Source organism: Fischerella sp. PCC 9605 (assembly GCF_000517105.1).
In the GTDB taxonomy this organism is placed as follows: domain Bacteria; phylum Cyanobacteriota; class Cyanobacteriia; order Cyanobacteriales; family Nostocaceae; genus PCC9605.
This window is the reverse complement of record NZ_KI912151.1, coordinates 579991-605696: the sequence shown is the minus strand read 5'-3', so window position 1 is coordinate 605696 and position 25706 is coordinate 579991. Positions and strand designations below refer to the sequence as shown.

21 protein-coding genes and 1 tRNA gene are annotated in these 25706 nt (G+C 43.8%); 11 read left to right on the top strand and 11 right to left on the bottom strand.

Annotation, left to right across the window (positions count from 1 at the left end):
- Positions 1-58: 58 nt before the first annotated feature.
- From FIS9605_RS43165 to FIS9605_RS38410, 4 genes are all read right to left on the bottom strand, one after another.
- Positions 59-223, bottom strand: a complete 165-nt coding sequence (locus FIS9605_RS43165; RefSeq protein ID WP_155960551.1) for a hypothetical protein — start codon at positions 221-223, stop codon at positions 59-61.
- Between the two features lie 16 nt (positions 224-239).
- Positions 240-3026: a GAF domain-containing sensor histidine kinase gene (locus FIS9605_RS0127710; protein WP_026735487.1), complete on the bottom strand. Its 2787-nt coding sequence runs from the start codon at positions 3024-3026 to the stop codon at positions 240-242.
- Between the two features lie 987 nt (positions 3027-4013).
- Positions 4014-5261 (bottom strand): M28 family metallopeptidase, encoded by a 1248-nt coding sequence (locus tag FIS9605_RS0127705; RefSeq protein ID WP_197036160.1) that lies wholly within the window; start codon positions 5259-5261, stop codon positions 4014-4016.
- A 269-nt stretch (positions 5262-5530) separates the two neighbouring features.
- Entirely contained in the window at positions 5531-6352 is an 822-nt protein-coding gene (locus FIS9605_RS38410; protein ID WP_197036159.1) for a zinc metalloprotease, read from the bottom strand.
- Positions 6353-6706: 354 nt separating this feature from the next.
- On the opposite strand from FIS9605_RS38410, the gene FIS9605_RS0127695 reads away from it, so the two are divergent.
- Complete coding sequence (locus FIS9605_RS0127695; RefSeq protein ID WP_051470157.1) at positions 6707-7117, top strand: hypothetical protein; 411 nt, start codon at positions 6707-6709, stop codon at positions 7115-7117.
- A 333-nt stretch (positions 7118-7450) separates the two neighbouring features.
- Here the strand turns inward: FIS9605_RS0127695 and FIS9605_RS43160 are convergent, their stop codons facing one another.
- Positions 7451-7654 carry a hypothetical protein gene (locus FIS9605_RS43160; RefSeq protein WP_155960550.1) on the bottom strand — a complete coding sequence of 68 codons (204 nt, stop codon included), beginning with the start codon at positions 7652-7654 and terminating at the stop codon, positions 7451-7453.
- A gap of 107 nt (positions 7655-7761) precedes the next feature.
- On the opposite strand from FIS9605_RS43160, the gene FIS9605_RS0127690 reads away from it, so the two are divergent.
- The 7 genes from FIS9605_RS0127690 to FIS9605_RS0127660 all read left to right on the top strand — a co-directional run bounded on the left by FIS9605_RS0127690 (position 7762) and on the right by FIS9605_RS0127660 (position 13749).
- On the top strand, positions 7762-8607 hold the full coding sequence (locus FIS9605_RS0127690) for an AfsR/SARP family transcriptional regulator (RefSeq protein WP_026735484.1): 846 nt from the start codon (positions 7762-7764) through the stop codon (positions 8605-8607).
- 52 nt (positions 8608-8659) lie between these two features.
- A complete protein-coding gene (locus FIS9605_RS0127685; RefSeq protein WP_026735483.1) occupies positions 8660-10360 on the top strand; it encodes a tetratricopeptide repeat protein in 1701 nt (566 codons plus the stop codon).
- A 15-nt stretch (positions 10361-10375) separates the two neighbouring features.
- Positions 10376-10570, top strand: coding sequence for a hypothetical protein (locus tag FIS9605_RS43155; protein ID WP_155960549.1), 195 nt, complete (start codon positions 10376-10378; stop codon positions 10568-10570).
- A gap of 631 nt (positions 10571-11201) precedes the next feature.
- The gene (locus FIS9605_RS0127675) at positions 11202-12044 is read left to right on the top strand and encodes a hypothetical protein (RefSeq protein ID WP_026735481.1); all 843 of its coding nucleotides are present in this window, start codon (positions 11202-11204) and stop codon (positions 12042-12044) included.
- 11 nt (positions 12045-12055) lie between these two features.
- The gene (locus FIS9605_RS0127670) at positions 12056-12739 is read left to right on the top strand and encodes a serine/threonine protein kinase (RefSeq protein ID WP_026735480.1); all 684 of its coding nucleotides are present in this window, start codon (positions 12056-12058) and stop codon (positions 12737-12739) included.
- Between the two features lie 107 nt (positions 12740-12846).
- Entirely contained in the window at positions 12847-13479 is a 633-nt protein-coding gene (locus FIS9605_RS0127665) for a ThiF family adenylyltransferase (protein ID WP_026735479.1), read from the top strand.
- Between the two features lie 27 nt (positions 13480-13506).
- A complete protein-coding gene (locus FIS9605_RS0127660) occupies positions 13507-13749 on the top strand; it encodes a hypothetical protein (protein WP_026735478.1) in 243 nt (80 codons plus the stop codon).
- A 123-nt stretch (positions 13750-13872) separates the two neighbouring features.
- Here FIS9605_RS0127660 and FIS9605_RS0127655 read toward each other — a convergent pair whose 3' ends face one another.
- The gene (locus tag FIS9605_RS0127655) at positions 13873-14652 is read right to left on the bottom strand and encodes a TrmH family RNA methyltransferase (protein WP_026735477.1); all 780 of its coding nucleotides are present in this window, start codon (positions 14650-14652) and stop codon (positions 13873-13875) included.
- Positions 14653-14736: 84 nt separating this feature from the next.
- Positions 14737-14818 (bottom strand) — tRNA-Leu (locus FIS9605_RS0127650).
- Positions 14819-15136: 318 nt separating this feature from the next.
- Here FIS9605_RS0127650 and murA point away from each other — a divergent pair.
- Positions 15137-16531 carry a UDP-N-acetylglucosamine 1-carboxyvinyltransferase gene (gene murA, locus FIS9605_RS0127645; RefSeq protein ID WP_026735476.1) on the top strand — a complete coding sequence of 465 codons (1395 nt, stop codon included), beginning with the start codon at positions 15137-15139 and terminating at the stop codon, positions 16529-16531.
- A 368-nt stretch (positions 16532-16899) separates the two neighbouring features.
- Positions 16900-17775: a M48 family metallopeptidase gene (locus tag FIS9605_RS0127640; protein ID WP_026735475.1), complete on the top strand. Its 876-nt coding sequence runs from the start codon at positions 16900-16902 to the stop codon at positions 17773-17775.
- 125 nt (positions 17776-17900) lie between these two features.
- Here the strand turns inward: FIS9605_RS0127640 and FIS9605_RS0127635 are convergent, their stop codons facing one another.
- Positions 17901-18938 (bottom strand): methyltransferase, encoded by a 1038-nt coding sequence (locus FIS9605_RS0127635; protein WP_026735474.1) that lies wholly within the window; start codon positions 18936-18938, stop codon positions 17901-17903.
- Entirely contained in the window at positions 18931-19161 is a 231-nt protein-coding gene (locus tag FIS9605_RS0127630) for a glutathione S-transferase family protein (protein WP_026735473.1), read from the bottom strand. Before FIS9605_RS0127630 ends, FIS9605_RS0127635 begins: the two co-directional genes overlap by 8 nt.
- A 681-nt stretch (positions 19162-19842) precedes the next feature.
- Between FIS9605_RS0127630 and FIS9605_RS0127620 the strand changes: the two genes are divergently transcribed.
- Positions 19843-21108: an O-antigen ligase family protein gene (locus FIS9605_RS0127620; protein WP_026735472.1), complete on the top strand. Its 1266-nt coding sequence runs from the start codon at positions 19843-19845 to the stop codon at positions 21106-21108.
- Between the two features lie 125 nt (positions 21109-21233).
- Here the strand turns inward: FIS9605_RS0127620 and FIS9605_RS38405 are convergent, their stop codons facing one another.
- Complete coding sequence (locus tag FIS9605_RS38405; RefSeq protein ID WP_442854739.1) at positions 21234-23987, bottom strand: non-ribosomal peptide synthetase; 2754 nt, start codon at positions 23985-23987, stop codon at positions 21234-21236.
- A 193-nt stretch (positions 23988-24180) separates the two neighbouring features.
- Entirely contained in the window at positions 24181-24855 is a 675-nt protein-coding gene (locus FIS9605_RS38400; RefSeq protein WP_035140280.1) for a DUF6875 domain-containing protein, read from the bottom strand.
- Positions 24856-25706 lie beyond the last annotated feature (851 nt).

Genomic DNA, 25706 nt, shown 5'->3' with positions numbered 1-25706 from the left:
CTAACGGTATGCCTAATTCTGTGGCGATAACCAAGGCGCGATCGCTACCAAATTTGAGCTATTGCTGAATTATACCAAATTGGGATAGGGGCATTGCTGAATCGAGGTATGAATTTTGTAGAAGCAATTCATGAATTGCTTCTACGGCAGTAGATTGTAAATCTGATGTTAACAGTTTCATACTTTCAATCAGCAACGCCAGATTTTTGTAGAGACGTGCCATGGCACGTCTCTACTCTTTAATTTGTTTGGGAAATCGGAATTTCAATACAAAATTCTGTTCCTTGCCCTAGTTCTGAAGTACAGTTCAAAACACCTCTGTGATTTTTAACAACTATTTGATAGCTAATAGTTAATCCCAAACCAGTGCCACTACCCACGGATTTAGTGGTAAAGAAGGGGTCAAATACTCGTGCTTTGACTTGTTCGCTCATTCCAAGACCGTTATCAGCTATGCGTATACGTACATTACCAGCAGGAGAAAGTTCTGTGCAAATGCGAATTACTCCTTTGTCCTTCGTCATTAGTCCTTTGTCATTAGCAAATGACAAATGACTAATGACTAATGACTCTTCAATTGCATCAATTGCATTATTTAAAATATTAAAAAAGACTTGATTAAGCTTGCCTGGATAGCACTCAATATTAGGCAATTCACCGTACTCTTTGATAATTTGAATTTCAGGATGGTGACTATTATATTTGAGCCGGTGCTGCAAAATTAATAGGGTGTTGTCGATGCCTTCATGCAAATTAACGCGCTTCATCTCGGCTTCGTCGAGGCGCGAGAAGTTTCTTAAAGAAACAACAATATCACTAATACGTTTAGCACCAGATTGCATAGATTCTAAAAGCTTTGGCAGATCCGTCACCAAAAAGTCAAAATCTATTTGTTGCGATCGCTCTACAATTGCTGAGACTGGTTGAGGATAATGTTCTTGGTATAGGTATAGCATCTCTAGCAAGTCGGATATATACTCGTTGGCGTATCCCAAGTTACCAACAATGAAACCAATCGGATTGTTGATTTCATGGGCTATACCAGCAACCATTTGACCTAGAGAAGACATTTTTTCGCTCTGGACGAGTTGGGCTTGGGCTTTTTTCAGATTTTCCAATGATATCTGTAAAGCACGCTCGGCAGCAGTACGTTCAGCAATTTCTACTAATAATTGCTGATTCGTATTTCTTAAAGCCTTTGTCCGCTTTTCTACTTGGATTTCTAGTTCATCTTTAGCTTGAAATAGCGCCTTTTCTGCTAATGCTCGTTCTTGATGTAAAGCAATTGCTGCCGCTGCTGCTGCTAGCAGATCCACTTCTAAAGAGTCCCACAGACGTGCTTCTTGACAATTATCGAAGCCTATGAAGCCCCAAAATTGGTTGTTCACTATCAGAGGCAAAACTAGGATGGAAAGAACTTTGCGGGAAGCAAGAATTCTTCGCTTTGGTTGTGGAAATTCACTCACGATACCTGCAATGATTTCACCTCGTCCGATCGCTTCAGTCCAACAAGGGAAAACTTTTTCTAAGGGAAAGTTTTGCAGTGCAGGGTTATCGATTTCTGGTTTTATGCCCTTGGCACACCATTCTACATGCTGACTGGCAAGCAAGCGTCCAGTTTCATCTGTGTGATTCTCGAACAGGTAAACGCGACTCGCACCAGATGTTTGTCCCAATTGCTCTAAGATATGTGCATAACAATTGCCATCAGTATCATCTGCTAATAATCGCCTTTGCACCTCTACCAGTATTGCTAGGTAACGTTCCCGCTTTGCCAATGCGGCTTCAGTGCGCTTGCGTTCTGTGATATCCATTAACAATCCATCCCAGAGAATGCCGCCGTTTGCCAGCTTTTCTGGGCGGGAAGCACCAGAAAGCCACTTCAACTTGCCACTCGGCGTGATGAAACGTCCTTCCCATCTCCAAGGTTGTAAAGTTTGCGCTGAGGAGGCGATGGACTCATCTAAACTTTGGCGATCGTCAGGATGAATTTGTCCTAGTACCAGTTGAGCATTTTGCTGCATTTGTTCTGGTTCTAATTCAAACATTTCCCGACAATAAGAACTCGCGTAGGGAAAATCTACTGAACCGTCAGGATGCCGAATAAATTGATAAATCATTCCCGGCATGTGAGCTGTCAGCTTGTGAAACTTGGCTTCACTTTGTCGTAGCGCCCGTTGCGCTTTCTGACGCCGATCTGCTTCCATCGCCAAGATCACTAAGTCAGCAATACACCCCGCAAAATTTTGTTCTTCAATTGTCCAATGGCGCACACCACCAGTATATTCATGACAGACAACACCAATCATTTCGCCTTCTAGCCAAATGGGCGCATCCAACATCGATGTAACGCCAACCGCAGGCAAGTATGCTGTACTAAATTCGCAGGTGCGCGGATCGGTATAGGCATCACTGGCAGCGATGGTACGCTCTGTTTCTAAGGCTTGGAAGTATGCCGGGAAGTCAACTGCTGCCAGTTCTGCACCACAGCTATGGCGCTTGGGGGTTTGTTCATAAAGGTTGAGGCAGTAAATTTTAGAGCGATCGCTATTGTATAGCCACACGCTCACTCGCTCTACTCCAAGGGTGCTGGCAGCAGCTTCTGTAATCTCACCTAAAGCGGTATTCAAGTTGCCCTGCGCCAAAGTTCTCCTCTTTGCTAGTGCCAACAATACTTGATTTTGTTGTTCCAAGCGACTTTGGGTATGACGCAAGCTAACTTCACTGCTTTGTCGGGCAGTAATATTACTAAAAGTACAAATTACCTGCTTGGCACTGTCTTGAGGCTGAGTATTCACCAACAACCACATGAGTTCATCGCTTTGGGGATGAGCAATGCCCAAAACTAGATTTTCTTGGGGAGAAAGCAGCAGTTTGGGGTTAGCAAACTTTGTTCCGTCTGCTTGTATAACTTGCCAAGCAGCACCAAAAGCAGTTGTTCCCAGTAATTCCTGTTCTGAACGATGCAACAACTTGCAACCCATCGCATTGCACAGGAGAATTTCTGCGTTTGCTCCTAACAGCATTAAGCCAACAGGTATTTGGTCGAGGAAGTTATTTTGATGGGGATAAGGAGCAATGGGGAGATGGGGTGGAGTGCTGGGGTGATGGGGTGAGGTCATCACTCTACCTTGCCACCTCCCCACCTGTCGACTACGAAGCTCTTCTAACAGTGATTTGACTACAAAACTACCTAATATACCTACACTTAGCAACAAAAACACAATACCAGGAATGGTGAGGTTTCCCTGAATTTGTTGTGAATGTAGTAACTCAATTGCTAGTAGACTGATAATAAAAATAACTACTTGTAATTCTACTTTGTATATTGTATAGTATTTTACTGTATTTTTAAAGAAAAAGCTCTTCCAATTACGGAAATTAATAGTGCTATTCATTACGATACGTAGTCAGATAATGAGCTGCGATTAAAAACTGTCAGATAGCTGTAAAACCCTGTCATACTTAATTGAAGAACATCAGGATATTGTATGTTTCCTTCTTAAGAAGGGTTTAAGTGGTTTTGTCTATGCTTTCTGACAAAAAGCACAGGCAGCATCATATATAGTTACAGTTGCTTCCACAGTTATTACGCACAAAATGGGTATATTAAGCAGTTTAAAATTGATAATATATTCTTAACTACAGAATAATGAACCGAAATAATACTGCTGTTTATTTAGCCTAGTATCTTATACCAAGTTGCGTTCAGACATAGCAATAGTAATTCGTGCCCTCTCCCAAGTAATTTGTGCCCTCTCCCCTTCCCCTCTCCCAAATTGGGAGAGGGGTGCCGATAGGCGGGGTGAGGGAAGTACTATCTTTGACTGCAACTTAGTATTAATTCCCATTTTTTTCCTTGTGCAGTCAAGTCTTCGCCTTTCATCCCGATACTTCACTGCGTTGCGTATCGGATCTTCCCGGCGGAGACGATAAATTTTTGCAACACCGCCTTCAGCATGATAAGGCTTTCAAATTTGTAAGAATTTAAACTCGATAACCGAAATATCAGCTTACTGATTAACTGCGCTGGCTATAAAAGCGATGTTCATGCGTAAAATTTCAAGCATGAGATCGTAACTGATGTGAGTAAGCGTATCATTAGCCGTATGGATATTACTGTTGGCACTGTCAGCCCCTTCGATTGTCAGTACTGCTGGGATTCCAACATCGATAAAAGGTACATGGTCGCTGGCAAATGGGTTGAGTGAGGTCTGAACAGTAAGTCCTGTATAGGTTTCTGCGGCCTCAGCAAGATTATCGATAACCGATTGCGACACAGGTGCACCTTCAAGCAGGACAGTGGGCGCATCAGTATTTATTGTCCCAATCATATCCATGTTCAGGACAGCTTTGATTCTTGTTCGCTCTGCTGCATTCAAACTATCAATATACTGCTTGCTACCGAAAAGCCCCTGTTCCTCACCACCAAAGAGAATGAAACGTAAGTCATGCTTATTCTGATATGTATTGAGGACTCGGGCAATCTCAAGCAGACCCGCAGAACCACTACCGTTATCATCTGCTCCAGGTGCACTTGCTAAAGGCCCGTCTTGATTATTGATAGAATCTAGATGTGCTACTACAAGTACAAGATCCCGTGTTTGTGAATAGTAACCAGGCTTATCAGCGATGACATTCTGGCTAGTGCTGTTCCTAACAACAATGCTTTCAAGCTGGGTATTATAGTCCATTTTTTCTAACTGCTCTCGTGCCCAAGTAGCAGCCTCAAAGTAAAAGGCATTGGTGGAGTAACGAGTAGACCATGAGACAAGCTGAATAAGGTTAGCTTCCAGGCTGGAACGGGACACTTGCTCAACTAAATCCTGAATCCAAACCGCGGGAATGCTTCTAGCAGCTGTCTTCGGTCTTTCTTTAAAGACAACCATATTTTCCTCAAGAGGTCGCACTGCATAACAAGGCTCATCTCCCTTGTTGAAGCTGTCAACCAACTCAGGATCTAGGTCAACTACTAAAAATCGTCCTTTATCCATTAGAACTGGAATATTTGGATGCTCCTGCTGAAATAATCGCCCCTTTTGTACTACTAGGTGTAGATTTTTCTTCTCGCTTGGTTTAGGTCTTATTTGCAGAGGAGTACCCCTACGTTCACCATTCTTGAGAATCTCATGCCAATCTGACTCATCAGTAATTAGCAATGCTTCCTGACCAAACTGCACCCAAAAGGTATGAGAAAGCTTAGACAAATCTAATTGTGACTCACAAAGGTTAGTTGAAGTGCGACATGTAAAAACCTGCATTGTCTTTTTAAAGATTATTCAGTAATTTTAGGAAAAAAATTTTTATGCAAGGGAGAGCAGGAAAAATAGCTCCCCCAAATTCAAATGGTAGATAAGCCTGACCTACCAAAAATGCCAAACTAATTCGTAATTAATTAGTTATTACAATTTAAAAAATTTTTCTAGCATTTGCTGTCAAGGCATCGGAATTCTGAATTGATGCTCTTGGGCCATTCAAAGTAGCTCTCATCGTTGCTACTTGCCCAGTACTAAACATAAACATAGCAGCATCATCGACGTAGTCCATAGTAATTCATGAACATATCTCCGTTGGGAGCGTTGTTGCAGGTTATGCGTGGGAAAGTCGGACGACCAAAATTTGCATCTGCTTGGTTAGGAGTATCGTCAATTTCGTCAGAACCAATACATGAACCAGGCCAATCATCTCCCCAAATATGTCTGAGATTTAGCCAATGACCGACTTCATGAGTTGCAGTTCTGCCTTTATTAAAGGGTTCGGTAGCTGTGCCAATATCACCAAACGCAGTATAAAGAATCACTACACCATCTGTTTCAGCCGGGCCGCCAGGGAACTGAGCATATCCAAGAATACTATTGCTGAGATTACATACCCACATATTCAAATACTTATCTGTTGGCCAAGCATCTTTGCCGCCAGTTGAGTTAAATTTGACATTGTCTTCATCAGGATTGAATGCCCTTTCCCTGGTGAAAGTCCGGGTAATACCGTTCGTAGGCTTGCCATCAGGATCTCTTACTGCCAGCTGAAATTCGATTTTAGGATCGGCGACAAAATCTTTGAAGGGCTGAGGAACTGAACTTATGTCAGCATTTTTCATTCTAAAATCCTCGTTGAGGATTCTAATTTGACTTTCTATTTGAGCATCAGAGATGTTTTGAATATCAATGTTGTAAACTACGTGAACAACAACGGGAATTGTAATAACATTTTCTATTTCTATAGCTCTGGTCTCAAAATCTCTACTAGCGTTTTCAATATTCAACCGATTCTGTCTGTATGTTAGAGAAGTTTCCATGAGCTTTTCATGGAGGATCATAGTTCCGCATGTACGCCGTTGGGGTAAGCTCATTGTTTCCTCCCACTCTTAAGATAATAAAATTGTGGATTTTAGCTGAAAGTCCTTATCTAGCAAGGTTATGAAAATAAACGTGATATGAAAAGTTAATATTGAAATCTGATTTTAATTGAGTTTATTCTCAATATATCCAAGACAAAATCCTGATACTTGCGTGTAATTCTGCTCTTCAACTGCTCATATCTTTTCAGAGATTACTTTGAGGCAGTTTATTACCTCCTCAAGTATTTGAGGTACGTATTATTTAGAATATTTCTGTTAGACCTAAATTTAGAATATGCCTGTTTCTAAAAAAATTACTCTACATAGAAGAAATATTAACAATTAGAATGATTATTATAATCAAAGATGGCGAATATATACCTTTTGAGGAGAAGTTTTTTAGCTGGTTTACTTATCCTATATGTAGTTCAGCTAGGCTGTTTAGAAAATCAGATGAATAACAATCTATCACATGCAATATTTAAGCAGTGGATACATTCTCGGGAAGAAGATACTGAAGGTGTAAGAATCTATAGACCTAGTGATTACAATTTTCCGCCCTCGCGAGGCAGAGAAGGATTTGAAATCAAGGAAAATGGAGAATTCATTCGCTACGGTATTGGCCCTACTGATAGGCGACAAAAGATTACGGGAACTTGGAAAGTTGAAGAAAACAATAAAATTAGAGTCACCTTTGAAGGTCAAAGACAGGAGTCGTACACAATTCAAATTCTGTCATGTGATGAGGGAGTTTTAAAAGTTAGTTTTGACTCCTAAACTGTTAAGTATCACAAAAATTGGTTTTCCCAACTTTTGGCGATCCTGGTTGGGGTAAGGCATCAGCAGCTGAAGGGAAGAGGATTTGATACCAATTTAAAAAATGATTGCAACAGATTGATTTACATAACCCATACCCACAGAGGGTTTCTCAATCACGCCACGTGCTACAACGCGGGGAACCCGCGCAACGCAGTGGCTCCAAAATCTAAAATCCAAAATAGTATGACTTGTTTGTTTGCTGAGTAGTGCAGAGGGCGATCGCCGCCGGTGGGACGCTCCTATGAAACACATTCTGTTGCGTGAGAATAACGTTATAAAAAGAACTATGATTTAAACATTATTGCTTAGAGGATGTATCAACCTAGCTATAAATGCGATCGCAAGAGTGGTTTCTGTGGAGCACCACACTCTTGCTGTCAATCGGACTACAAAGGTAACGCTACGCGGATCATCAACAACTGTAGAAATTCGCAGCGATCGCACTTCTTGATTTTGGGCGACGGCAAGAACGATCGCATACCTCACCAAATACACGTGCTTGTGCGGGTTGAATTATAGCAGATGTTTGCTTGATTTGATCCGTCATTATCGTTTTTCTTACTATATTATGAAGATGATGCAGACAAGTGTGGCGAAGGGAAATGGCAGATTCCACTCTACGCATCACGTTACTGGGCGATTTCCGACTGACCTATGCAGATCAGCCCGTGTGCAGCGTGAACACAGAGCGCCTTCAGTCACTCCTCGCTTATCTGGTCTTACATCATCAGTCTCCGCAACCGCGATCGCGCTTGGCTTTCTATTTTTGGGCGGATTCCCCAGAAGCTCAGGCACGCACGAATTTACGACGCGAGTTGCATTATTTACGACAAGCACTCCCCGACGCCGATCGCTTTGTGCAAGCTGATGCCAAAACGATTCAATGGCGCACCGATGCCCCCTTTACGTTAGATGTCGCCGAGTTTGAAGCTGCGATCGCTCAAGCAGAACGCGATGCAGACTGGGCATTGGTCAAGCGATCGCTAGAGAAAGCTGCCATGCTTTATCAAGGAGACTTGTTGCCCAATTGCTATGACGATTGGGTTGAAACGGAGCGATCGCAGCTTCAGCAAAGTTGCATTCGAGCATTGGAACGATTAATCCGATTGCTAGAAGAACAACAAGATGATCCCGCAGCCATTCGTTATGCCCAACAGCTATTACGGATTGATCCGCTGCAAGAATCAACGTATTGTACCTTGATGCGGTTGTATGCTTGCAACGGCGATCGGGCGAGTGCCCTGCGGGTCTATCAGCAATGTGCGGATATTTTGCAGCGAGAGCTAAACGACGAGCCAGGAGCCGCAACTCGTGAGGTGTATGAACAAGCCCGCACAATGAAGCTTCCTCTGGTTGCAAAACCACTCCAACAGAATGCCCCAATCTCGATCGTTCCGCAGATGCCTGTGAAACCCGCAACAAACTTGATTGGTAGCGTGTTTCATTGATTGAAGTGAACTTTGAAGAACAACGATTTTAAATTACGAAGAGGTATACCAAATGTATAATATGATTCGATTCAAACACATTACCTTAGCACTTGTACTAAGCACAACTCTAAAATTGCCAGCCTGTATGGGAGATTTGATGGCTCAATCCCAGTCTTCCCCGCACCATGCTGCAACTGTTCCCCTGTTTGAGAATATTGGCAACCTTCAGCATCCCATTTCAACTCGCAATCCTCTAGCACAACGCTACTTTAATCAAGGACTCACCCTCGCTTATGGTTTCAATCATGCCGAAGCTTTTCGATCGTTCAAACAAGCGGCTCAACTCGATCCGAACTGCGCGATGTGCTACTGGGGAATGGCATATGTTCTCGGCCCTAACATTAATGCGGCGATGGAAGACAAAGACGTTCCAACCGCGTGGGATGCAATTCAAAAAGCGATCGCCCTGAGTCAACACGCGAACGAAAAAGAACAAGCTTACATTCAGGCACTCGCTAAACGCTATGCACCGGAACCCGTCAAAGACCGCTCCGCCCTCAATCTTGCCTATGCTAAAGCCATGCGGGATGTTGCACAACGCTATCCCACCGATCCGGATGCCATAACCTTGTTTGCTGAAGCCCTAATGGACACGACACCTTGGGATTATTGGCAAAAAGATGGCACGCCCAAACCCGAAGGAGCTGAGATTATTTCAACCTTGGAATCAGTGCTTAAGCGTCATCCCAATCATCTTGGTGCTCTTCACCTTTATATCCATGCGGTGGAATCCAAACGTCCTGAACTGGCGGTTGAAGCTGCCGATCGCTTGCGTGCCCTGAACATTCAAACCGGACATTTGGTGCATATGCCTGCCCATATTTACATCCGTGTGGGACGCTATCACGATGCCGTAGTTGCAAACCAGAAAGCGGCTGAAGTTGATCGTCACTATCACCAACAACATCCTACAGAAGGCATCTATCGGCTTGGGTATATGCCTCACAATCACCACTTTCTCTGGTATGCCGCAGTGATGTCAGGACAGCAAAAAGTTGCCCTCAACGCGGCTCAAAAAACAGCAGAACTGGTTGATCCAAAATTGATGGGCAAACCGGGTTATGGCACACTACAGCACTATGCGATGATTCCGCTCTATAGCGAGATTAAGTTTGGGCTGTGGGACAAAATTCTAGCAGAACCTGCTCCGAGCAAGGATCTGCTCTATCCTAACGGAGTGTGGCATTTTGCACGCGGCATGGCATTCACTGCCAAAGGTCGGTTGCAACCTGCGGCACAGGAACTAGAGAAATTAAAAGCGATCGCAGCTAATCCTGCTCTCCAAAAGATGACGCTTTGGGACATCAATACCACGGCTGACTTACTGCAAATTGCGACAGAAGTTTTAGCAGGCAAACTAGAAGCAAAGCAAGGAAATTATGAAGCCGCGATCGCACATCTCCAAAAAGGCGTAGAACTAGAAGACAACCTCAAATATGTCGAGCCTCCTCCTTGGTATTCACCAGTGCGCCAAACACTAGCTTCTGTACTGCTGCAAGCCAATCGTCCGGCTGAGGCAGAGCGAATTTACCGGGAAGACTTGAAAATCTATCCCAACAATGGCTGGTCGTTATATGGACTGATGCAGAGTCTCCGGGCACAGCACAAAACAAAAGAGGCTCAAGCGGTTCAGCAACAGTTTCATCAAGCCTGGAAATATGCCGATGTTCGACCCGATCTGGTTTCCTCGGTTCAGAAGAAGCAATTTTAGCTAGTGGGGGTCAAGATGAAACGATCGTTCTTTGGAATGGAACTACAGGCGAACGTTGGAATTTATATTCTCTCCCTCGTCCGCGTCCAGACCTACACAAAGGCGATCGCAACGCTCCCCACCACTCAAGCAGAGGTGAAGTTAATTGCCCTTTGGCTGGATGGGAACAGGACACCGATTTTAAACCCATCGCGCAGACGGCGATCGTAAACAAGAGCCAGAGGCTCTTAATTCACAAGAGCCAGGTTGAACCTGGTAACGAGGGGTACGAAGTTCTGGGAGTATTAAGAATGCACCAGAAGCCTACACCGATCTGTACTCAGGCGGTGTAGGTAGTTCACAGTACTCTCAATCCATAAAGTTATCGAGCATGGCTCTTATTTCGACATCATGCTCACATCCAGTACACAAAAACAGCCAAAAGCTATAAGATGTTACAATTTTTGAGGCTAAATAGCACAAAATGTTTGGGCTAGTGAACCAACACCGCTGTAAACATTAAGAAAGCCCTAGCTAGCAATATTTGCAAGCTAGGGTGTAGGCTTTATCTGGCTTATCTCAAGTGTAAATGCCTATGAAAATTTATGCTTGTCCCCCCAACTCCTTGGGAGGCCTTTTTTTACAGTCTTATCTCACCAAATGCTTTATTCCTGCCAATATCGAAGGCATGAAGTCAAAATATCATTGTCTGATAATGTTACCTGCTGCATAAAAGCTGCTAAGCAGCACCAAGATTATATATACAACATCATCAATGCCCATAGGTTGCTGGCGACTATTTTACTTTGTCGCCAGCACTTTCCTTTTCTTCCAGGCACGTTTTGAATTTCAATAATATCAAATGACAGATATTCGCAAGCTGATTAACCAACTCGCTGCTCAAGAAAATAACTTACGCTCAACTCAGTTTATTGCACCATGTGTGCGCGGTGGCAAAGTGCGAACTAGAGTAGCGGGAATAGTTTATACATTTATCCCCAAACCCCGCAACTTTGAAGGCTGGGGAATTTTTCAACCAGTAGACGATCAAACAGCAGCCGTAGTTGAAGAACCTAGTTTGCCCCAAATTGCCGAATACCTGCAACACCTCAAACCAGTACGCTTGCGACTTGCCCACCTGTTGCGATCGCAAACTTGGCTTGCATATCCAGTCAATGAAGCTGACATGCAGCAACGCTGCGGATATTGTCAACCGATAGCCGTGCATTTAGTTACAGAAGGAGCGCGGTTTGAGCCAATAGTAGCGCGAACCGATGGTGCTGGTTGGTGGTTTGATGAGTGCGATCGCCGTGCCGATCCGTTGATTGCCGAACAACTGCAAGAACACCTCAAGCAAGTCACACCACCAGAAAAACTGCACTTTTCAGGCATCACGCCAGAGATGCGGACAGTATACAATATAGTTGCTCAACAAGCGAAAGAATTTGCTGCTTTGCAGCAACAACGGCGAGATGAAAAGCGCTTGCGAGAAGCTTTGCAGATGGGTGGGGGAGAATTACAAGAATATCGCGATCGTAAAGATCATTGGGTTGTAGAGTGGACAACTGCTGACGGCGAACCTCACACCAGTGCTATATCAAAAACAGACTTGACTGTTATGAGTGCGGGAATTTGCCTCAGTGGCGAAGATGAAAAGTTTGACTTACAATCACTTGTTGGTATTGTTGAAAAACAATTTGAATAGGTTAGTCGTTAGTGTTACCTAGCATTGGTTTGATTGAGAGTATCTACCAAGAGCTACTCCCGGAGTTGCGGATCGAGAGCATCGATCCCCATGACCCGGTGGAAGTACACCATATCCCCTACCCTTGGCGGCTGATTGGGAGGGGTAACTACGCTGCGGTGGTCTATCACCCTGACCACCCAAACCAAGTGGTAAAAATTTATGCACCCGGACGCCCGGGCTTTGAGGAAGAGGTGGAGGTCTACCGCCGCTTGGGTTCTCACCCTGCTTTCTCTGAGTGTTTGTATGCCGGTGAGGGCTTCTTAATCCTAAAGCGGCTTTATGGAATGACCTTGTATGACTGTCTCAGCCTTGGGGTGCGAATTCCAGAGCAAGTTATACGAGACATCGACCAAGCCCTAGACTATGCCCGTGGGCGTGGTCTCTACCCCCATGACGTTCACGGTCGCAATGTGATGATGCGAGAAGGCAGGGGACTGGTTGTGGACGTTTCGGACTTCCTCCATGAAGAAACTTGCTCAAAGTGGAATGACCTGAAAAAAGCTTACTACTGGCTGTATCGTCCTCTGTTATCTCCGCTTCGGCTACGAGTACCCTACTTTATCCTGGATATTGTCCGCAAGAGTTATCGTCTCATCAGCCGCTTAGCTTCACGTTATTTGCGGGTTCGCAGATTCAGGAGAAAGTGGAATTAGAGGGGAAGAACTATAACAAGGCTCTTTCCCAATCACCTATCACCTATCACCAATTACCAGCCTAGGCGACAGTATAAGTATTCAAGCAGACACACACAAAATAAATCATGTTCATCCATGAGAAACTGCACCGTACCTCCACACTCATGACCAAACTGCGGGAATTTCCCGTTACCATCTGTGGTGCTGGGGCGTTGGGCGCAAATCTAACTGAAAATCTTGCTCGTTCTGGCTTTGGGAAGTTACGAGTAATAGATAGAGACAGGATCGAAGAACGCAACCTTTCTACACAACCTTACTATCGTTCCGACGTTGGTGCATACAAAGCCAAAATTCTCACCAATACTCTTTATCGCGCTTTAGGGATCGCAGTTGATGGGCGTCCGAAAGAATTAACACCAGGCAATGCAGATCTGTTATTGACAGGTAGCGCCTTAGTGATTGACACTTTTGACAACAGCAGCAGCCGACAAGCTGTGTTTGATTACTGTGCAAATTCTCAGATACCTTGCTTGCACGTGGGTTTGGCTTCAGATTATGCAGAAATCATCTGGAACCCAATCTATCGCGTACCTTCACCTGCAAACGATGATGTCTGCGACTATCCCTTAGCACGCAATTTGGTTATGCTAACAGTTGCGGTAGCTTGCGAAGTTATAATCACTTTTGTTGCTACAGGAGAGCAACAAAGTTTTACTGTCACTTTGGCTGATTTTGCCGTTAAGCCTTTTAGTATGTAATGTTAATACAGATCGGGAATTGAAAACATGGAGCAAAGTCAGCACGAACAGCGTCACGCCGCTGATCAAGAGTTTCAAAAATCCTTAGATGAACTGCAACAAATTTTGCAAGATGGTTCTGCTCAAGAACAAGATACGTCACAATTGCATGATGATAATAATAGCGATCGCCAAGTAGTAGAAAATTCCTCAACCATTGATTTAGCTGCGTGGGAAGACGCAGTTGCTGATATCGAGCAATATTTGCAAGAAAAGGGAAAAGCTCAATAGTCATTAGTCATTAGTCATTAGTCATTTGTTAGTAGTTTTAGTGGTTAGTGGTTAGTGGTTAGTGGTTGGTGGTTAGTCGTCTCCCCCTCCCCCACTCTCCCCATCTCCCCATCTCCCCATCTCCTACTCTCTTTTCTGGCGCTGCGCTTCATATAACATTAAGGCGGCTGCGATCGCCACATTTAAGGACTCTACCCCAGAACTGAGAGGAATTTTCACGCTTTTATCTGCCATCGCGGCTAATTCTGCTGATAAACCAGCGCCTTCATTCCCCAACAAAATCAAACTTGGTTGGCACCAGTCTACTTCCCAGTAAGTTAAAGTTGCACTCGGCAAGGTTGCGATAATTTGCATTCGTGCCTGTTTGGCTTCCTGTACTGTTGCTTTTAAATCTAAACTCACTGCCATTGGTAAGCGAAACCACTGCCCAGCGGTGGCACGTAATACCTTGGGATTGTCTAAATCTACACTATCTTCACTTAGCCACAACCCATTTGCCCCAGCGGCGGCGGCGGTGCGAATTATCGTACCTAAATTACCTGGATCTTGTATCGTTTCCAAAGCCAGCACTAAACCAGTAAATGGTGGCTGTGTTTGAGAAACATTTTTTTTCGCTGTTGCTACTACTCCATCTGGTTGGACTGTGGTTGCGATCGCTGCCATTACTTCCTCACTGACAACTTCGGCGCGATCGCTCTTTTGACAAACTTCCTGCCATAGCCTAGAGTGGGTTGTTTGCCATTGTTGGGTGCAACACACTGTCACCAATGGGTAATTCACAGCACAAGCTTCCTCTAACAAGTGCGTCCCTTCCAGTAAAAATAACTGCTGCTTGTGCCGTTCTTTTGTGGAGTGAAGTTTTCTAATTTGTTTAATTAGAGGATTCTGTAGACTGGTCAACATGATAAAAGTAAAAAGTAAAAAGTAAAAAGTAAAAAGTAAAAGATTCTTTCTTTTGCCTTTTACCTTTTGCCTTTTACCTTTTTATGCGGAACCCGGGACTTGAACCCGGAAGCCTTGCGGCACTAGAACCTGAATCTAGCGCGTCTGCCAATTCCGCCAGTTCCGCTTGCGTTTTGGCTTAATGACCGTTTCCTATTATTACTTAATTTTTCATAAGCGTCAACTAAATCATTTGTTGTTGGTGGTTAGTGGTTAGTGGTGAGCCAGCGCGCACTTATAGGGGGTTCCCCCCATGTAGACGCCCGCAGGGCGGCTTCTCATAGAGTACCCGGAGGGTTAGTGGTTTGTCGTCTCCCCCTCTCCCACTCTCCCCATCTCCCCACTTCCCCACTTCCACTTAACAAATGTGATCCAAATAATATAGACAAATTAAATCTTTCCTGTAGAATCAAAACCAACTTAAAATTTGTAAAATTTACAGTTTTTGGAGGGTAGGCTTATTAATCCTTCTAGCGGCTTACCAGATGCCAAATTATCGCCTGTTGCAGACTCCTCAGTCTTGCAAATCTGGGGTGGGCATCCTTTGCATGGCCATGTGAGAATTAGCGGGGCAAAAAATTCAGCACTAGTAATTATGGCTGGAACTTTGCTCTGTTCGGGCGACTGTCACATCCGTAACGTACCGTTGCTGGTAGACGTAGATCGGATGGGTCAAGTATTGTCGGCGTTGGGTGTTAGCGTGCAGCGCAACGGTGATATTTTAGACATTAATGCTAGTAATATTACTTCATCTAAAGCTCCTTACGAACTGGTTACTCAGTTACGGGCAAGCTTTTTTGCGATCGGGCCGATTTTGGCACGGCTAGGAGTGGCACAAATGCCATTACCCGGTGGTTGTGCGATTGGGGCAAGACCTGTAGATCTCCACGTCCGGGGATTGCAAGCAATGGGAGCCGAGGTGCAGATTGAGCATGGCATTTGTAATGCCTACGTTCCTGGCAAAAACCGCCGACTCAAGGGTGCAAAAATTTACCTAGATATTCCCAGTGTGGGAGCCACAGAAACATTGATGATGGCAGCTACACTGGCAGAAGGCGAAACAATTATCGAGAACGCTGCTCGCGAACCAGAAGTAGTCGATTTGGCGAATTTCTGTATCGCAATGGGAGCGAAAATTCAAGGTGCGGGTACGAGTACGATTACAATCGATGGCGTCCCCAAGTTACACTCTATCGACTATACCATTATTCCCGACCGCATCGAGGCAGGGACTTTTCTAGTAGCGGGAGCAATTACCCGCTCAGATATACTCCTCTCGCCAGTAGTTCCAGAACATCTCGTGCCAGTCATTGCCAAACTGCGGGAAATTGGCGTTCCCATTGTTGAAGAAGCACCTGACAGCTTGCGCCTCCTCCCAGCCGAAAGACTGGTAGCGGCAGACATTGAAACCATGCCCCATCCCGGCTTTCCCACCGACATGCAAGCGCCATTCATGGCTTTGCTGGCGATCGCAGAAGGTGATAGCTTGATCAACGAAACTGTGTTTGAAAACCGTTTGCGCCATGCCTCAGAATTGAATCGTCTGGGAGCAGACATTCGCGTCAAAGGCAACACTGCTTTTGTACGGGGAGTACCTTTGTTATCTGGCGCACCTGTAATCGGCACTGACTTGCGTGCAGCAGCAGCTTTGGTGGTAGCAGGTTTGGCAGCAAATGGCAAAACAACAATTCAGGGACTGCGCTACCTAGATCGCGGCTACGATCGCCTCGATCTGAAATTACTGGAGTTAGGAGCGAAAATTCAACGCTTGCCTGCTGCTGGGGCAGATCCAGAAGTTGCCCCCACAACCATAAATCCGGAAGCATCGATTTCCTCTTAAGAATAGTTAGTGGTTAGTGGCTAGTAGTTAGTGGGGAGATGGGGAGATGGGGAGATGGGGAGAGTGGGGGGAGAAAATAATTCAAAATTCAAAATTCAAAACTAAAGAATCTTTTTGACTTTTGAATGCGTGAATGCGTGACTTGTTACGCTACCAACAACCAACCCTACTCTACGAGAAGCCGCTGCGCGTCTACATGGGGGAGACCCCCTATAAGTGCGCGCTGGCTCACCACCAACCAACAACCACTATCCACTAACCACTAACCACTAACCACTAACTACCATTTGTTCTAGCTATACTAGCTGTGTAGGCTAATTTAATGATTAGTCCTATCAAAAACACCGTTGTTTCCAACTTGCTTTGCCATGTTTCCCCCCAAGACTCAGCTGATTGGTCTGAAAGCAGACTCGTTTCGTCACCCGCTAGACCTAGAGGCGACTAGAGCGCTCAAGCAGATTCCGGGTATAGATATGATGGTGCGGAATCTTTTAGGGCCAGTAGCGGAGCAAGTTTTTTACGTGGAAAACATTGCATCTAGCATTTTGGTGGGTGAAAAGCAATTGCCCCATTTACACAAGCTATTACTAGAAGCTTGTCAAGTCCTGGATATGGAGCCGCCTCAATTGTATGTGAGACAGCATCCGGCTCCAAATGCCTACACTTTTGCCATGCGGGGAAAACAACCTTTTATTGTGGTGCATACTTCCTTGATTGATATGCTCACACCCGAGGAAACTCAGGCAGTCATTGCCCATGAACTCGGACACCTCAAGTGTGACCACAGTGTTTACTTGACCCCGGTAAATATTTTGATATTAGCAGCGGCAACTTTGCCCAACATCGGCGCATTTCTTGCCCAAGCAATCCAGGCACAGCTTCTGGAATGGGTACGCTGTGCAGAATTTACGTGCGATCGCGCTGCATTGTTGGCAACCCAAAACCCGAAAGCTGTCATGTCTGTGTTGATGAAACTGACTGGTGGTTCACCCACCTTAGCACCACAACTCAACCTCGATGCTTTTATTGCCCAGGCTCGCGCCTACGATGATATCAGCAAAACCGAACTCGGCGAGATGGTCAAAGCTGCCCGAACTGCACAATTAACCCATCCAGTACCAGTATTGCGGGCACGAGAAATAGACCTTTGGGCAAGTAGCAAAGAATATGAAAGCTTGTTGCAAAATCAAAAAATAGAGTATGGTAGTGAACTTGCGACAAAAAGCAGATGGCGAAATTGGTAGAAATACGAAAGTGTAAAATTTTATCACAATATGTCGATTTTAGAATATCCTCTTTTTCTACTTTAATAATTCATCATTATCTGTTTAGGACTACCTCATTTCGCAACAAGCAGATTCAATTACAGCTAAACCGGCACGGCTTCAATTATGCTCTGCCAGGAAGCTGTGGGAACAATCTTTGTCAAGTGAAAGCCTGCACTTTGTAACAAGTCTCGATGCTGGGCTTGTGTTCGTTCGCGCCCTCCTGTCAGCACCAGCATTTCTAAATCAAGCAATTTGCTGAAGGAAGGCTCGTTTCCTGGAAAAATTACTCCTTCAACCAGCAGTAGTTTTCCGTTTTCCGGCATGGCGCGATAGCAATTTTTGAGGATGGCTACAGCACGCTCGTCATCCCAATCGTGGATAATATTTTTCATGATGTAAGCATCACCTGTGGTGGGCAGCGAGGCAAAAAAATTGCCAGCGACAAGTTGGCAGCGTTCAATCACTCCTTGTGCTTCAAGCAGAGGCTTAGCATGTTCGATCGCGGATGCTTGTTCAAAAAGAACGCCTTGCATTGTCGGATAAGCCTTGAGAATACCAGCAAGCAGGCTACCTTGTCCGCCACCAACGTCAACTAACTTACCAATTGATGAGAAATCATAAGCAGCTATGACCGCATCTACTACTGTTGTGGAATAATTGGTCATTGCGCCGTCAAACATTTCAGCAGCATCAGGATTTTGAGCCAAGTAATCAAAGAATTCCAAATTATATACATGCCGAAAAGCCGTTTCACCCGTTTTGACGCTGTGCAGCAGATGACCCCAAGGTTTGCGGTAAAAGTCTTCACCTCTGACGATCGCACTAGCACGCATTGAGTCATCAATGTCACTTTGCAAACATACTGCCAGGGGTGTTAAACCAAAGCGTCCTTGAGAGTCTTCAGCAAACATGCCAACACTAGCAAGGGCGCGTAACACTCGGTAGAGCGATGGTGCATGAGTACCAGTAGCAAGTGCTAGTTCCTGAGTGCTCTTTGGACTATCTTTGAGCAGGTCAGCAATACCAAGCTTGGCTACTACATAAATCGACTGCGAAATTCGGTAGCTGGTAATCAATTGCAGTATTACCATCGATGGCGGCATATCATTGGAGTTTTGGGGAATTTCTGGTTTAGTCATCGTTCAATTTGCTCTCTCTCAGATGTGGTTCGGGAAATATTTCATCGAGATAGTCATTAATAATGGTAGATTCCCACACCCGGCGATCGCCATGCTTGAGGACACGCACCTTGCCATAGGGAGAAATTTCTAGAAAGTTAGCGGGTTTGTTTTGCAAGTCGATTTCGATGATCTCAAGAGCATTTTGAGAAAATTCAGACGCCCATACGATGTCATCACACACCAAACGGATGAAAATAAATCTTTCCTTTCCCCTTTAACCTTTCCCCTATTTTCAAGATGGCATTCAGATGAATAACACCTATTCATCTCTAACTATGTTAAATCCTGTAAATTTATGGGGATACATAGCTGCCCTCTGCCGATCGCTCCTGCTGCCTTGTTAAACTCCCTCTAGCTCTACGTTATGGATGTTGTCAACAACATAATGTAAGCATTCACTCTAGCAAAAGGTTAAAGCTAGTTAAACAACAGGTTTTCAGCAGGTTGGGAAATACATCATCGCTTTTAATCGCTACCGATTACAATCACAGATGATCTAGGTAGGATGCTAGTAGGTAGAAATAATAGAAGACTCAAACGCTTCTACGATCTCCCCATTTTTGGGGGATATTTCATTTTATTGGTCAATAAATTCAAGTTATTGCAACTGAATATTTTTTTTGCAACACAACCTAATAAATATCAATCGCAAGGGACAAATTAAGGGACTTGAGAAAGGAGAAATCACTGCTCAAGTAAAATTTGCTGCTCAAATTTTTGGAGTTGCTGCATAAAACTTAACCCACTAACAGGGTTTTTATAACCTCACGCATGTTTTTACAACACAACCGCTACTGCCAGACATCTACAACAAGCTAGTGGGTAATTCGGAATAGTCGATGTCGATTATGCAAACGGTGAGATGGAAAACAGAAACATAGTAAAGCAGTTCATGCTTGAGAAGGCTTTAGACGGATTAGGCTTGGCTTGCCTTAGTCTCCTGATTCTTCAAGTCTCAATCAATTTCCTGCCGTACTTCGTAGTCTTGAAATATATGACGACGACACGGCTAATCCTCTTGCTCGGGTTTATATGTTTAATATTACTGCACGTAGTCAAAAAGCAACAACCCAACTGGAACAGCGCAATCAGAGGGTCAAAAATCCTCCTGGTCTTGATAACTCTTCTTTTAGCTTGGTATGGCGTCTCTTTATTCAATGGCTCAGCAATCAGCTTCTCCAGCTTCCGGTTGCAAGTGGAGGAAGTTCTTGCATTCTTGTTCGTGATCTTACGAGTTGATGGTGAGGAGAAATTCAATGCCGTCGTGTTCGTTTTTCTCGTGGCGGTTTCAGTTATCGCTTTACACTCAATCAAGCAGTTCATTGAGTACGATAATACCCACTATTTTCTGATTTGGCGGGGTGCATGGACAGTAACCGAGTCTTTGGAAATTCCCAAGGGTGCCATCGTACGGGTTGTGGGGTACTTCAATAACCCGAATGTACTTGCCACTTACCTGATCCTACTTATTCCCATTGTCGCTTCCTTGATTAAACACCCGCATGCGCCCACTTGGATGATCGGTTTGTTAGTGGCTCTTGCCTCAGTTGCGCTGTTACTGACATTTAGCCGCAGCAGCATCATTGCGCTTCTACTAGCACTAGGTGTGACGCTAACACGAAAAAAGCCTTTTGTTTTTATCTTCTTCGCGATCCTAGTGGCTGCCACCCTGCTCAACCCTTTGTCGATTGGTCGCCTGGCGACTGGGTATGCACGGTTTTCTGCATGGTCTATAGCGATCGAGATGATTTTACAAAAGCCATTGTTTGGCGTGGGATTGGGTAACTTTCGCACTTATGCTGTTAACTTCTGGCATGCCCACAACCTGTTTCTGCACATAGCTGCGGAGGCTGGGCTCATTGCTGGTACCCTGCTGTTGACCATCGTGCTCGTTGCGATTAAACAGGCTCTCGAACTCTCACGCTGTGGTGGTCGCACGCGATTGATCGGACAAGCGTTTACCGTAGCTTTCATTGCCTTTGGTATTGCTTCTTTGATGGACAATGCCTATAACACTACAGCCGTTAGTTACACATTCTGGCTTCTTCTCGGGCTACTAGTGGCAGCACGCAGAATATTTGAGAATAGGCGACACCAGACCGTCAGATATGGGTTTGAGACAAATTAGCAAGCCCTAATTTGGTTAGCATCTAATGTTAGGGTTGCTGTCACCAGGTGCCAAGTAGTCGCCATCAGCGATCGCAGAGCCTTTAACGATTTTGCGTCATTTCAGCCTTTAGCACTAAAAGAAGTCTATTTATACTCCACCGAAAGGATTTTAGGTTCAATTATTTCAGCCAAAGCGTGGTCTAAACAAGTCTGTAATTTCTCTGCCAGCACTCGTACATGAGGTTCTTCTAACATAGTAGTATGCGAGCCAGGAACAAAATCAACATCTAGTTGACCTGCGACTAAATTACCCCAACCAAATTGCAGGTCATATTTTACACCGACAGCTTTTTGACGGTTCTTGTCTTCAGTCCGCAAGAGAATCATATTACCTGGGTAAACTTGCAAGACATATTCTGTAACTGCCTGGATGTTAGCATCCATGATTTTTACATGTTGGAATGCAGAAAATATAGGATTTTCACCATACAATTCGTAGTAGACTTTGTGTTTGATATCATACTTGATTTGCTGAGTCCACATCTGAAGACTTTGCCAAAGAAAAGCAGGGCCTCCTCGCAAAATATTGCTCACATGCAAGGGAATCCGTTTCAAGAATGGTAAGCGCATACTTGCACCCGGAAGACAAGTATCAAATATCGCTAACATTCCTACTCTCTCGCCTAGCTTATAGAGTTGCTGTGCCATCTCGAAAGCAACTATTCCCCCAAACGAGTAGCCGCCTAGGAAATAAGGGCCATTGGGTTGAATCGTTCGGATTTCTTGAATATAGTGCGATGCCATGTCTTCAATCCGTGTCAAGGGCGATCGCTTGCCATCAAGTCCTTGTGGTTGTAGCGCATATACTGGCTGGTCAGACTCCAGATGCATCGCTAAATCGCGGTAGCACAGGGTTTCTCCACCCAAAGGGTGGATACAGAAAAATGGTGGCTTTGAGCCATTGGGCTTGATCGCAACTAGGGATGACCAATCTTCTGAAGTGTGAGTTGCTGATTGCTCTTGTGATTGAAGGATATCGGCAAGAGCTTCGACACTACCAGATTGAAATAGAATCGCTAAGGGAAGTTTTTTACCAAATTGCGCTTCGATTCTTGCAAATAAGTTTAAAGCCAGGAAGGAATGTCCGCCTAAATCAAAGAAGTTATCTTTAATACCAATCGGTTGGATGCCCAATACTTCTTCCCAAATCTGCGTTAACTGGTATTCTATTTGATTGCGGGCAGCAACAAAGGTTTTTGTAGCCTCTTGTCTGACTTGCTCTGGTGCGGGCAATGCTCGACGGTCTACTTTCCCGTTAGGATTTAGAGGTAGGGTATCCAGCATTACAAAGGCTGAGGGAATCATGTAATTGGGCAGCTTTTCGCGCAGGAAAAGCCGCAGTTGCTCCGTTGTAGCGACTTGGCTGGGCTTGAGGACGACATAGGCAACTAAATCTTTGTCACCGGGAACATCCTCACGTGTGTTCGCGTTGCTCCTCACAACGAGATTCACCACAGTTTCTTGAACAGCAGGATGTTGGCACAGTACGGCTTCAATTTCTCCCAACTCAATGCGGAAACCACGTATTTTGACTTGCTCGTCAACGCGACCAAGTAACTCAATATTGCTATCTGGTAAATACCGTCCTACATCTCCGGTTTTATACAACCGTGCACCTGGTTCAGAGGAAAACGGATGGGGGATAAATCGCTCCTTAGTCAAATCCGGACGGTTAAAATAGCCTCGCGCCAGACCCACGCCACCGATGTATAACTCTCCACAGTCACCATCTGCAACTGGCTGTAAATTTTCATCCAAAATATAAATCTCAGCATTACTAATTGGGCGACCAATCGGAGCATGAGTGTAATTTGTGCCGCGCTGGCAAACCCAGATAGTAGAATCAATAGAAGCTTCAGTCGGGCCGTAACAATTGACCAGTACATTATCCAAATTTAAACGCTCAAAGAAGCGTTCAACCAGTTCAATCGGTAACGCTTCACCACCACTAGTGATGTGCCGCAGGCTTCGACAATTCTCAATTCCCTCTTGTTCGAGTAAAGCACGCAACTGCGACGGTACAAAAGCTGCAACAGTAATTTTCTCATTGGCGATCGCCTCAACCAGGTAACTCATGTCTCGCTGTCCNCCNGGACGCGCCATCACCAACTGTGCGCCAAAGCACAACGGCCAGAATATCTGCCAAACNGANGGGTCNAANCTAAAAGAAATCGTTTGTAAAACTTTATCGCTTGCAGTTAATGCAAATGTTGTTTGCCGCCAATAAAGTTGATTGCAGATACCGCGNTGGGGAATCATGACACCTTTGGGTTTGCCTGTCGAACCAGAGGTGTAGATCACGTAGATGAGGTTGTCAATCGTTGCGTCACTNATTGGATTGGCTTGGCTGTTGCGGGCGATATTAACCCAATCTGAGTCTAGGCAAACTACTTGTGCCTGATGTGTTGGTAGACTTTTAACCAAGTCTGCTGTTGTCAGCATCACTGGTGTTTGGGTATCTTCTAAGATAAAGGCTAAACGTTCGCCAGGATAGGACGGGTCTAACGGTACATACGCACCACCGGCTTTGAGAATGCCCAGCAATCCCACCACCATCTCTAGGGAACGTTCAACACAAATACCCACCAGTACTTCTGGCCCTACTCCCAAACTCTGTAAGTAGTGTGCCAGTTGGTTCGCCTCTTGGTTTAACTGCCTGTAGGTAAGTTGTTCATCTTCAAATACTACCACCACTGCATCGGGTGTGCGTTCAACTTGCTTTTCAAAAATCTTGTGTATGCACAGATGCTCAGTATAAGTATAAGTGTAGTTGCAATCTTCTTGTTGGGTATTTCTCGAAGAAATACGTTTTTGGTATAATTTACTACTATATGTCATCATGTTTATTAATATGAATAAAATTCATTACTACAAAAATAGAGTTACCAAATATTACAAGAAGAATAATAGTAATTTCAATCCTGCTCTTCAAGCATTAGTTACATTTGAAATTACTATAATGATTCATAACTAAGCTCATTTTATTTTGTCATTTTGCTTGCCAAACCAATGTTAGGTGTGATGCACAAACCTAGACTAAAGTAACACTTTTTTTAGTAATTTTTTCTCGTGCCAATGCGAGTTCTTGATACACTTTTTTTAATCTTGTTTCATCTTTAATATGATGCTCAAAATACTTTAAATAAGCTTCAAGAAATTGAATACACAAGTGTGGATTTTCTGTGTCTATAAGAAAAGGTAAATCACTTTCGACCATAAAGCGGATAGCCAGTAGTGGAATAGGACTGCGAAGAGGACGGAAATTAGGGTTGTGCAATCCAGAACTTTCAGTACGCTTATGAAACTCTCCTAGCATCAGTCCTAATTCTACAAAAGAAGGCTTAAGTTTTTTTTGGACACCATCGATAAATTTGGAAGTATCGTCGAGAGTAATATCAGGAAATATAAGTAAAAATGTCTTGAGAAGATTAGTTTGTCTGTCACGCGGTTCCGTTTTTAGAAAAATCTGTCGGTGTTGGATAACAATTTCTTCAATTTGTTGCGGTTCTAAGTCTTTTGTACGAATAACTTTAAAGTGAATGTTATCAGATTTAAGCGCTTGAGGCACAAAAGGGCAAACAGGGCCAGGTCTACCTAGATTTGGGTGAGGTTTTGCCAAAAAAGTTTTAACCCATTGCATTATCTCAATTAAATAGGGAAGGTCTTGTTGAAACTGCTCAATCTCATTCGATGTATATACTTGCATAGTGTTTAATTTATTTGTGGATATTTGTCTAGTTTTTCTACAGTGGTTAGTTACGCATTTTCAGAAAAAAATCAAATATTGGACAAAAATTAAATTTTTTAATTGGCAAATTTTATAAGCTTATTAGCATATTTATATGAACTGAAAAGCACAGTTTAAACTCTTATAATATCTACACCTCTGTATAGTAACCTTTCGGATTAAACCAAGAAGGTTTTAGTTAATTTAAGTACAAATTTTGACGTATCAGTAATATAGTCCGGCAGCGATCGTAGAAAGAAAAGCTGTGAGAAATAGTTAAAGATTTCTGAGTTATTTATCAATTCTCAGATTAATTCGCAATTTACACTTTATCCACTCATAAAGGTGGGTTTTGAGAACAAAGTTGCTTAATTGATATCTTGCACCCTACCCTGCGAGAAGGCTACTTTCCGAGAAGCCAACATCTGGGCATCTATGCCCTACGAATGAGAGAGCCTCTGGCTCTTAATTCTCGTTACTAGGTTCAACCTAGTAACGAGGTTTTGGAGGCTCTACTTCCTTTACAGGGATTTGCTTATAAAATAGCAATCCTTAATCTTGAATCCTCATTTATTCAGTCATTATCGTTGATAGATTTAAAGCTTCATCTTACCTAAATACTCGTAAAAGATATGTATAAATTTAAATATATTCTTACTTACTGCCCGCAGACTTTTATGAGGTTTAGGTTTAAATACTAAAGTTATTGATAAAGCTTGTGTAAATTATGAAACATATATAAATGCAATCATTAAAAGCTTGTTATCTTCTATGTAAGATAATACAAAAATAGTAAAGTTACCGTAAAACTACCCTTAACAATGTAAAAT